The organism is Sulfuricurvum sp. (assembly GCF_019163035.1).
In the GTDB taxonomy this organism is placed as follows: Bacteria; Campylobacterota; Campylobacteria; order Campylobacterales; family Sulfurimonadaceae; genus Sulfuricurvum.
Genome location: NZ_JAFLKV010000089.1, coordinates 6,602 through 17,006 on the forward strand (window position 1 = coordinate 6,602; position 10,405 = coordinate 17,006).

Here is a 10,405-nt window from a genome sequence, read left to right on the forward strand (position 1 = left end):
CCCCGATTTGCGCGAGGGAGAGGGCGGTTTTCGCTGAGGTATTTTTATCGGAGTTACGTCGTATAATCGCGTAGATGACGAGCGCTTTAAAGAGCATAGCAAAGGCAAAAACAAAAATGATAATATGGATGTTTTGGGCAAAATAGAACATATCGATCTTTGTCCCCACCCCGAAGAAAAAAGCCCCCAGTAGGAGGTCTTTGTAGGTGGAAATATCGGATTCGACTTTGACGTTATAGCGGGTGTCGGCGATAATCATCCCCGCGATAAAGGCTCCCAGTGAGTAGGTAAATCCCATACTGTGCGCGAGCAGTGAAGTTCCGATGAGGATGGAAAAAACCGAGCCTAAAAAGAGCTCTTCGAGTTCCGTTTTAGCCGAAAACTGCAAGAGAGCATTAACGATTTTATCCCCTATCGTAAACATAAAGACGACGACGAAGAGGGCGGAAAGAACCGTTTTGATCAATACTTCACCCAGTGAGAGGGTGTCGTTGGACAAAAAGGTGATAAGCAAAAGAATCGGGATAACGGCGAGGTCTTGGAAAATCAAAATTCCCATCGATTTTTGCCCATAGGGGGTATGGATGTCTTTGGACTCTTTGAGATAGGTGAGCACGATAGCGGTGGAGGATAGGGAAAACGCCAGTGAGATGATGAGGGAGGTATTGAAATTGAGATGAAATAGATAGTGAGAGAGTAAAAAGATCACGACAACACTCAGAAGCACTTGCAATGCGCCGTTGGTGAGGAGAATCTCTTTCATTTTTTTGATTTTTTCCAAACTCAGCTCTAGTCCGATAGTAAACATCAAAAAGACGATACCAAACTCCCCGATAAAATCAAGCGAATCATTCGCCGAGCCGTTGAATCCGAAAAGGGTACTAACGATTGTCCCCGTCGCGATATAGCCGATGATATGAGATATCCCGAATCGCTTTAGGATGATGTTGAGCACCGTCGCGATGGCAACGGTTAAAAAGATTGAGAGTAATAGTGTTTCCATAAAGATATTATAGTGCAAGGTTCGTGCTAAGGGTGGTTAAAAAAGAGGCGAATAGTATGACTTTTAAATCTGGATGATATTTTCCTTTGTATCCTCATACGTTTTCGTCTCTAGCAAAAGAGATATTTTTTCAGTGGGGATCGTATCGACTATGATGATCGCTGAGGTGTTAAACGGGCTATCGGCTAGTTGTGTGCGTAAAGCTATCTCAGTTTCGACAGAGGGTGCGTTAAACATTAACTCTTTTGTATTTTTATACGATGAGGTGGTGAGGGTGTTGAAGGTATCGAGGGTGATAAAGCGTACCTCTTCTCGGTTGAGGAAAAACTGCCCGTCGATCTCAAAATCGATTTTTCCTTCGGTGGAGGGGCGGTTGATGGTCGAATAGAAGAGGGGATAGGAAGGGATCACGTCTCCGGCAATTTTTACCGAGGCACGCATCAGACGGTAATTGTAAAACCGCTCTTTGAGGATGCGATAGGGGATGCCTTGATCTTCGAGTTCATTACGGCGGGTGTAGAGTTCCAGCCTCTCTTCGATAGAGGCGGGGAGAATCTGTTTTGAAACAGGGGAGAACATTTCGTCCATCAATCTATGCTGTTGATCACGCTGCATACTTAGACCATAGAGACAGCCGCAATAGTCTTGACGGTAAAGTTGGTGTTCTTTGGCAACCCGTCCCTGATCGGCGGTTCCGTTGTTTTTACGATAGTCAAACGGGATAAATTTAATGCCGTGTGAGGCTTCGAATGCTTCGCCGCTACGGATGAGCTGTTCTTGGGATTTTTTGGGGCTGACGAGGAGGGTGGTGGTCATGGTGGACTCACCCAGTTCAATCGCTTTGTGGGCGCTTACTTCGAAACGACGGTCGAAGCACACCTCACAGCGTGATCCTTTTTCAGGCTCTTTTTCTAAACCGCGTACGGCGTCCATCCAGTTTTCAAAATCGTATTCGCCCTCTATCAGCTCAATTCCCAGTTTCTGACAGCTGCGTTCAACATCTAAAAGTCGGAGACGGTATTCGCTGTAAGGGTGGATATTGGGGTCATAGAAGAACCCGATGAGTTTTTCATCGGGGTATTCCTGTTGTAGCTTTTCGATAAAGAAATGAGAATCAACGCTACAGCAGATGTGGACGAGCATAAATTAGTCGCGAGAAGCTAGGATTTCAACGCTTTCGATAGTGTCACGCATAGCGATAGAATCAAGAACTGCCATTGAATCTTTATCATCCGCTTCGATTCCACCGAAAACCGTGTGAACACCGTCAAGATGTGGAGTGCTGCCGAAACAGATGAAGAACTGGCTTCCTCCGGTGTTTGGTCCCGCGTGTGCCATAGAGAGAGTCCCTTTGACATGTTTGTGTTTGTTAAGAGAAGTTTCACATGGTATAGCCCATCCTGGACCGCCTGTACCGGTTCCGTGAGGGCAACCGCCCTGAGCCATAAATCCAGGAATTACACGGTGAAAGTTAAGACCGTTGTAGTAACCGTCGTTTACGAGTGCCGCGAAGTTGGCAACCGTGTTAGGAGTTTCGTCATTGTAGAGTTTAATCCACATAACCCCTTTGGCAGTGGTCATTTTCGCCCATTGGTAGCTTGCTAACTCTTCGGCTGTTGGCGTGTAAGTTTTAAGTTCTTTTCGTCCGAACATGTGTCTGATCCTTGAAGGAAATTTTTGAAATTATAGTGGATCAATCTTAACCATTCGGAAGTATTGGGTTATAATGAGGCAATTTAATTTGGAGATGGTGCAAAAGTGGAAGAGTGGCTACAACGTCGGTTATCGAGTATTTCACTACGTGACTTGAACTTTTATACGATTGTATTTATCCTCTTTTTTACCGTTATTATCGCTTCTCTTCTCATCTATGACGAATATAAAGACTTTTTAAAAACAGCGCAAAACGGTGTGGAGATAATCAAAGGGGCTCCGTTAAGCAGTTCTCTTTCTTATCAAGATCTGCCTAAAACACGCCTCATCAAAGTAATTGTTGAAATAGCAACGTTGGCATTGATCCTCTTTGGATTTATTTTCGGTATTTCCAAAATTGTGAACAGTATGATTGCTCGGGATATGGAACGATTTTCGGATTTTTTTGAGTCAGCTCGGGAGAGGGCAGAGCCGATAGATCGCAATGAACTCTATTTTTCCGAGTTCAAGCGGATGGCGGGATTTGCGAATGAGATGGCAATAACCCTCCAAGAGCAAAAAGAATCCCTCCAACAACTCAATGTCGGATTGGAAGAGCGGGTGCGGGCAAAAACACAGGCCCTTCAAATCAAAAATGATGCGCTCGAAGAGGAGCAAACTTTTTCACAAGGGCTGCTCGAATCGCATAAACAGTTTATCCGTTACGCAATCCATGAAACCCATACCCCTCTCTCAGTGATTATGGCCAATATTGAGCTATTTAGTATGAGCGAGGGACGTAACCGTTATTTGGCGAAGATCGAGGCTGCGGTTAAAAATATCTTTAGTATCTACGATGATTTGAGTTATTTGGTTAAAAAGGATCAAATCGACTATCCTAAAAAAGCGATTGATCTGGGTGAATATGTCCAAAAGCGGCTCGAATTTTTCGATGAGGTTGCCCAGTTTTCTAATCTCACGTTTACGTATCATAAGCCAGAATTTATCGCTTGGATAGTGTTTAATGAAACCAAACTTCAGAGGGTAATCGATAATAATCTCACCAATGCAATCAAATATACTAAAAACGGTGAAGAGATTCGTGTTGGAGTAGAGGGCGATACTGGGGAGTGTCGATTTTGGGTTGAGAGTAAATCTCAAAAAATTCATGAACCGCAAAAGATTTTCGAGGCATACTATCGTGAGCGTAAAAAAACGGATGGATTTGGATTGGGGCTTAGCTTGGTTAAGTCGATTTGTGATGAGGACGAAGTGGAAATCAACATTGTCTCCGACAATGAATTAACCCACTTCGAATATCACTTTAAAAAGGGTAACGGTGAAAATACTTCTTCTTGAAGATGAACAGATGCTGAGTGAAGCGATCAATGAATATCTACTCGCATCGGGACATCGTGTTACCACCTTTTATGATGGTGCAGAGGCTCTTGAAACCCTTAAAAAAGAGACATTTGATCTGCTGATATTGGATATAAATGTTCCCGGAATCGATGGATTGGATCTTCTCGAACAGCTTCATGTTCTGAAAATTCGTCCCCCTGCTATTTATATAAGCGCATTGGTCGATATCGAGGGGATATCTCGGGCGTATGATTTAGGGTGCTATGATTATCTCAAAAAACCGTTTCATCTTAAAGAGCTCGCACTCCGTATCGATAAAGTGATGCAGAGCTGTGCCACTCCTCAAAATCATCTTCGTCTTTCAAAAAGTTACGGATACGATGCATCTACCTCAACCTTGATGTGTGATAATGTAACACAGCCTCTTAGCAAGCGACAGCTTCAAATCATCGACCTTTTAGCCCGTAATCGTGGACGTGTAGTCGATTTTGATCAGTTTCGAAACTACGTATGGGACGAAGAATATGTGGATAACCCGACGATACGGGCTGAGGTAAGCCGCCTCAAAAAATCACTCAAAGAAGACTTCATCCAAAATATTCGTGCAATAGGTTACATGATCGACATCCCAAAAAGCTAAAGCGTTACTTTTTTACACACAAAACCTCTCTTTCTACACTTTCTGACGATAAATTTTTCTAATTTTGCGATTGCTACGTTCATGCTACGTTTCGTTTTCATAATGACACTGTAAAAACTTGTTCAAGGAGTTAAAATGAGAGGTACAGTATCTCTATCGCTTGTGGCGTCGGCTTTAGTTATGAATGCTATGGCAGCCGATGATTTGGCAGGAATGTTTAAAGAGGGGAAAGCTAGTGGGCAAATCCGTGCTTTCTATATTGATCGATCATACGGTTACAATGATGCAACTGCTACGTATAGCCGTGATGGTTTAAGCGTTGGCGGTTATCTTAAATATGAAACTGGCTCTTTAAGCGGGTTAAGTTTTGGGACTGCATTCTATACTACCAATAAACTTGACAATAAAAGTTCAGTAACTAAAGAAAATGACACAACATTGTTTGGACCGAATGGTGATGATGAGTCTTACCTTGGTGAAGCGTATCTTCAATATAAATATGAGAATACAACATTTAAAGTAGGACGTCAAAAACTTGATACTCCGATGGCGGGTAGCGATGATGCTCGTATGCTTCCAAACCTTTTTGAAGCGTATGTTCTTAGTAATACCGATGTTAAAGATACGACGTTGGTTGCGGCGCACGTAACAAAATTTTCAGCTGGAACGTTTGCTAATGCCTATAATAATGGCGGTGCGGATTTTGCATTAACCGGTGGCTATAGTATGGTTGCTAATGCGACTAACATGGTAGGAAAATTTACGAATATGGGTGAATACGCTATTGGTCAAAATACAAATGGCGTAAGTGTTGCTGCGGCGATTTATTCGGGAATCCCAGGGCTAAAGCTTCAGTTGTGGGACTATTATGCTAATAATATTTTGAATGCAATATATGCAGAAGCAAATTATGGGCTATCTGTTAATGGTATATCTCCATATTTTGGTGTACAGTATATCAAAGAAGATAACATAGGAAATGATTATGCAGGTGAAGTAAACAGTGATTTTATCGCTGCTAAAGCAGGTGCTAAAGTTGGCAATTTTGATGTATACGGTGCCATGTCACATAACAGTTCAGATGATGCTTCAACCATTAAAGGTGGAACGATTACGCCATGGGGTGGAATGCCTGCGTACACACAAGGTATGGTTACACGTCACCAATTTATGAGTGGAACGGATGCATGGAAGGTTGTAGGAACTTATAACTTCAAAGACATGGGTGCAAATTTGACCGCGAGCGTATATTACGCAAGCTTTGATGTTAAGGGATATGCTGGTTCATACACGGTTGGAAAAACAACTGAACCAGGATTTGATGTTATTTGGAACCCAGAAGTGGTTAAAAATCTCCAACTTCGTCTCCGTGGTAACTTCCCGGATAAATTCAAAAATACAGCTACAACTGATACAAGCTGGGATGAATATCGCTTTATCGCAAACTACAACTTTTAAAGGAGGTTTATTATGAAACAAGAGATGGTTGATCGTATTAAGAACGATCCAGATTTTATCCATTTGGTCAAAACACGCAGTAAATTTGCATGGACTTTGACAATTGTAATGTTGGTCATTTATTTTGGCTTTGTTTTAACGATTGCATTTGATCCGTCAATTTTGGGGACTCCGTTATCTGCGGGTTCTGTAACAACGGTTGGGATTCCGGTCGGTGTAGGTGTTATCCTAAGTGCATTTATCTTGACTGGTATCTATACTCGTCGTGCAAATGGCGAGTTTGACGAACTAACTGCAAAAATTAAATCCAAAGCAAAGGGAGAGTGATGAAAGCGTTATTATTAGCTCTTTTTTCCGTTGCAGCGTTTGCCGGTGAGGCACTCAGCGGTGCGGTAGAGAAACAGCCGTTAAATATGTCGGCGATTATTATGTTCTTGATCTTCGTAGGGGCAACTCTTGGGATCACGTATTGGGCGGCAAAACGTACTAAAACGGCAAAAGATTTCTATACTGCCGGCGGAGGGATCACAGGGTTCCAAAACGGTATGGCGATTGCGGGAGACTATATGTCTGCGGCGTCATTTTTGGGTATTTCGGCTCTTGTTTACGGTAAAGGGTATGATGGTTTGATCTACTCTATCGGATTTTTGGTCGGTTGGCCGATTATTTTGTTTATGGTGGCTGAACAGCTCCGTAACCTCGGTAAATATACCTTTGCGGACGTTGCATCGTATCGTCTTCAACAAACACCGATCCGTACATTGGCGGCGTTTGGTTCTATTGTAACGGTTATTTTGTATCTTATCGCTCAAATGGTTGGAGCTGGTAAATTGATCCAACTTCTTTTCGGTTTGGATTATGAGATTGCGGTTATTCTCGTCGGTGTCTTGATGATCCTCTACGTAACATTCGGTGGGATGTTGGCAACTACTTGGGTTCAAATCATTAAAGCGTTCTTGCTCCTCTCAGGTGCTACGTTTATGGCGATTGCGGTTATGGCTCACTACAACTTTAACTTCGAAACATTGTTTGCGACTGCGGTACAGATAAAAGAGACAGCCTCTATCATGGCTCCGGGTAAACTGGTGAGTGATCCGATCTCGGCAATCTCACTTGGTATTGCTTTGATGTTCGGTACAGCGGGTCTTCCGCATATCCTTATGCGCTTTTTCACGGTTAGTGATGCAAAAGAAGCACGTAAATCGGTTTTCTATGCGACAGGATTTATCGGGTATTTCTATATCTTGACGTTCATTATCGGTTTCGGTGCGATTGTTATGGTATTCCAAAACCCACAATATCTTGACCTTGCTAAACAAGCGGTTGATGGTGGTTATCCAATCCTCGGTGGGGATAATATGGCGGCGATTCACTTGTCACATGCAGTGGGTGGAGACTTCTTCCTAGGATTTATCTCTGCGGTAGCATTTGCAACAATCCTTGCGGTTGTATCTGGGCTTACCCTTGCAGGGGCTTCGGCAATATCCCATGACTTGTATGCGAGTGTTATCCGTAAAGGTAAAGCGGATGGAATGATGGAGATGAAAGTTTCTAAAGTGGCTACGGTTGTTTTGGGAATTATTGCTATCTATTTAGGTATTGCATTCGAAGAGCAAAACATTGCATTCATGGTTGGATTGGCATTCGCTATTGCAGCATCAGCTAACTTCCCAATTTTGTTCCTCTCTATGTATTGGTCAAAACTCACGACTCGCGGTGCATTGCTCGGTGGATCACTCGGTCTATTGACTGCTGCGGTTCTTGTGGTACTTGGGCCGACCGTTTGGGTGGATGTATTGAAAAATGCGGAAGCAATTTTCCCTTACAAATATCCGGCTCTTTTCTCTGTGAGTGCAGCGTTTATCGGAATCTGGTTCTTCTCGATTACTGATAAATCTGAAAATTCGAAAAAAGAGATCGAAGCGTTTGAAGCACAAAATATCCGTTCTCAAACCGGTATTGGTGCTGAGGGCGCAGTTGAGCATTAACCTATGAGTCTCTTTGACCAAAAAGCACTATTGATGTCAATTCATCCTTTCGACCTTTTGGGCGAGAGGATGATTGAAAAACTGATGACCCAGATGGACATCGCCTATTATCCCAAAGAGACGGTTCTTATCGCTCCGAGGGTGAGGGCGGAATCTCTCTACATCATCATCAAAGGGATTGTCAACGAGAGTATCGAGGGTGAACTCCAAAACGTATACGGGGAGCGCGACAGCTTTGACGCCAACTCCCTTATCTATGGAAATACCCAAAGTACGTTCAGTGTCGCCGAAGACCTTATTTGCTACGAACTCCCCAAAGAATCTTTCCTTAACCTTCTCCAAGACGTCGAACCGTTTCAAAATTACTTTATGCAAGATTTCATCACCAAGCACCAAAACCTAAAAGAGCGACAGCACCAAAATGAGTTGACTCCGTTTATGGTTTCCCGTGTGGATGAAATCTATCTTCATGCACCCTGTTTTGTGGATGCAGCGATGCCTATAAAAGATGCGTTGCGACAAATGGCGGATCAGGACGGCAATGTAATTTTGGTTCGTGACGGCGAGCAAATGGGGATCGTTACCGATACAAACTTGCGCGAAAAGCTCCTTTTGAGTGACAAAAGCCGTAATGATCCGATTCACGAGATCGCGACGTACGGTTTGATAACGATAGAGAGACACGATTTTCTCTTCAATGCACTGTTGCTTTTTACTAAACACGGCATTAAGCGGCTGGTAGTCGTCGAAAACGATGTCATTGTCGGTATTTTGGAACAGCTTGATCTTCTCAGCCATTTTGCCAACCATACCCATCTTATCGCCGCCTCAATCGATCGTGCAGTGAGTATCGATGAGCTTCAAAATGCTCAGCGTTCACTAACGCATCTTGTCAGATCGCTTACGACCAAAGGGGTTCGGGTACGTTACGTCTCCAAACTCGTGAGTGAGTTAAATGCCAAGGTGTATCGTAAAGTGTTTGAGATGGTCGTTCCCTCATCGCTTCAAGACAAATGTGCGTTGATCGTGATGGGAAGTGAAGGGCGAGGGGAGCAGATTTTGCGAACCGATCAGGACAATGCCCTCATTATCCGAGACGGTGAAGATGAAGCGCAATTCGAGTCCTATATGATGGAGTTAAACGCGCATCTTTTGCAATTAGGATTTCCAAAATGCAGTGGCAACGTGATGGTTTCAAACCCATACTGGCGTCGCAGTGTCGGAGGGTACAAAACGCTTATAAGCGGCTGGGTCGATACGATGAGCGAAGAGGCGTTGATGGGATTATCGATTTTCCTCGATGCTCATTGTGTTGCGGGAGATAAAACACTCTTAGATGAGTGTCAACATTACCTGTTTGATCATTTTGAGGGTCGAAGCGATGTTATGGCACATTTGGCGAAAGCCGCTTTGGCGTTTGAAACTCCTTTGAGTCTGTTCTCAGGCTTTGTTTTGGGACGCGCGGAGCACGAAAGCGAATTTGATATTAAAAAAGGGGGGATTTTCGCGATTGTTCACGGTATCCGTATCCTCTCTTTGGAACATAAAATTGCCTCTACCAACACGACGGAGCGGATCAAAGAACTCAATAACCTCGGATTGTTCGATAAGCGGTTTGCGAGTGAGTTGATCGAAGCGTATGACACGCTGCTCAGTATCCGTTTGCGTTTTATCCTCGCCCAAAAGCAGGGAAGTGAAGAGCAAAATTATGTTAATCCGAAATTGCTCTCTAAAGCCGAACGTGATTTACTCAAAGATGCGTTTAAAATCGTCAATACGTTTAAAAAATTTCTCACTTACCATTTTCATCTCGGAATGGTGGTGTGATGTTCGCGTCTCTCAAACGTGCATGGAACCGTCGTGGACTAAATGATGAAAACTATGCGTGGATGTTTGAACCCTACAACGGTGATGAAGTGGTGGTGTTTGATACCGAAACGACGGGGCTCAATACCAAAAAAGATGCGGTACTCAGTATCGGTGCGGTAAAGGTCAAAGGGGATCGTATTTTGACCTCTGAGAGCTTTGAAGTATTCTTGAAACCTGACAAAGAGATCAGTGTTGAAAGCATCAAAATCCATCATATTCGTCCCTGCGACTTGGAAAATGCAATTTTACCCTCAGAAGGGGTTAAAAAATTTCTCGATTTTATTGGAAATCGTCCTTTGGTTGGGTATTATTTGGAGTTTGATATGGCGATGATGAATCGTTTAATCAAGCCATGGATGGGGTGTGAATTCCCCAATAAACAAATTGAGATTTCAGGGCTCTATTTTGATAAAAAAATAGAGCTGATTCCTCAAGGAAATGTTGATTTACGCT

General features: G+C 43.3%; 10 protein-coding genes. 7 read left to right on the top strand and 3 right to left on the bottom strand.

Annotation, left to right across the window (positions count from 1 at the left end; all coding sequences use genetic code 11):
• From JZU62_RS06585 to JZU62_RS06595, 3 genes are all read right to left on the bottom strand, one after another.
• A partial coding sequence (locus JZU62_RS06585) for a cation:proton antiporter (RefSeq protein WP_295013108.1) occupies positions 1-1,003 on the bottom strand: 1,003 nt, incomplete at its 3' end.
• 63 nt (positions 1,004-1,066) lie between these two features.
• Complete coding sequence (locus JZU62_RS06590) at positions 1,067-2,146, bottom strand: epoxyqueuosine reductase QueH (protein WP_295013110.1); 1,080 nt, start codon at positions 2,144-2,146, stop codon at positions 1,067-1,069.
• Between the two features lie 3 nt (positions 2,147-2,149).
• Entirely contained in the window at positions 2,150-2,656 is a 507-nt protein-coding gene (locus JZU62_RS06595) for a peptidylprolyl isomerase (protein ID WP_295013112.1), read from the bottom strand.
• Positions 2,657-2,761: 105 nt separating this feature from the next.
• On the opposite strand from JZU62_RS06595, the gene JZU62_RS06600 reads away from it, so the two are divergent.
• The 7 genes from JZU62_RS06600 to JZU62_RS06630 all read left to right on the top strand — a co-directional run.
• A complete protein-coding gene (locus JZU62_RS06600) occupies positions 2,762-3,994 on the top strand; it encodes a HAMP domain-containing sensor histidine kinase (RefSeq protein WP_295013114.1) in 1,233 nt (410 codons plus the stop codon).
• Positions 3,975-4,637 (top strand): response regulator transcription factor, encoded by a 663-nt coding sequence (locus tag JZU62_RS06605; protein WP_295013116.1) that lies wholly within the window; start codon positions 3,975-3,977, stop codon positions 4,635-4,637. Before JZU62_RS06600 ends, JZU62_RS06605 begins: the two co-directional genes overlap by 20 nt.
• Before the next feature lie 135 nt (positions 4,638-4,772).
• A complete protein-coding gene (locus tag JZU62_RS06610; protein WP_295013118.1) occupies positions 4,773-6,095 on the top strand; it encodes an OprD family outer membrane porin in 1,323 nt (440 codons plus the stop codon).
• Positions 6,096-6,107: 12 nt separating this feature from the next.
• The gene (locus tag JZU62_RS06615; protein ID WP_295013120.1) at positions 6,108-6,422 is read left to right on the top strand and encodes a DUF485 domain-containing protein; all 315 of its coding nucleotides are present in this window, start codon (positions 6,108-6,110) and stop codon (positions 6,420-6,422) included.
• Complete coding sequence (locus JZU62_RS06620; protein ID WP_295013122.1) at positions 6,422-8,083, top strand: cation acetate symporter; 1,662 nt, start codon at positions 6,422-6,424, stop codon at positions 8,081-8,083. Before JZU62_RS06615 ends, JZU62_RS06620 begins: the two co-directional genes overlap by 1 nt.
• 3 nt (positions 8,084-8,086) lie before the next feature.
• The gene (locus JZU62_RS06625; RefSeq protein WP_295013124.1) at positions 8,087-9,910 is read left to right on the top strand and encodes a putative nucleotidyltransferase substrate binding domain-containing protein; all 1,824 of its coding nucleotides are present in this window, start codon (positions 8,087-8,089) and stop codon (positions 9,908-9,910) included.
• Positions 9,910-10,405, top strand: a 496-nt coding sequence (locus tag JZU62_RS06630) for a 3'-5' exonuclease (protein WP_295013126.1), incomplete at its 3' end; no start/stop codon positions are given. The genes JZU62_RS06625 and JZU62_RS06630, both read left to right, overlap by 1 nt.

Bases quoted from the DNA above. Each gene is read 5' to 3' on its own strand.
- JZU62_RS06590 (WP_295013110.1), bottom strand. From the start codon at position 2,146: ATGCTCGTCCACATCTGCTGTAGCGTTGATTCTCATTTCTTTATCGAA.
- JZU62_RS06595 (WP_295013112.1), bottom strand. From the start codon at position 2,656: ATGTTCGGACGAAAAGAACTTAAAACTTACACGCCAACAGCCGAAGAG.
- JZU62_RS06610 (WP_295013118.1), top strand. From the start codon at position 4,773: ATGAGAGGTACAGTATCTCTATCGCTTGTGGCGTCGGCTTTAGTTATG.
- JZU62_RS06615 (WP_295013120.1), top strand. From the start codon at position 6,108: ATGAAACAAGAGATGGTTGATCGTATTAAGAACGATCCAGATTTTATC.
- JZU62_RS06620 (WP_295013122.1), top strand. From the start codon at position 6,422: ATGAAAGCGTTATTATTAGCTCTTTTTTCCGTTGCAGCGTTTGCCGGT.
- JZU62_RS06625 (WP_295013124.1), top strand. From the start codon at position 8,087: ATGAGTCTCTTTGACCAAAAAGCACTATTGATGTCAATTCATCCTTTC.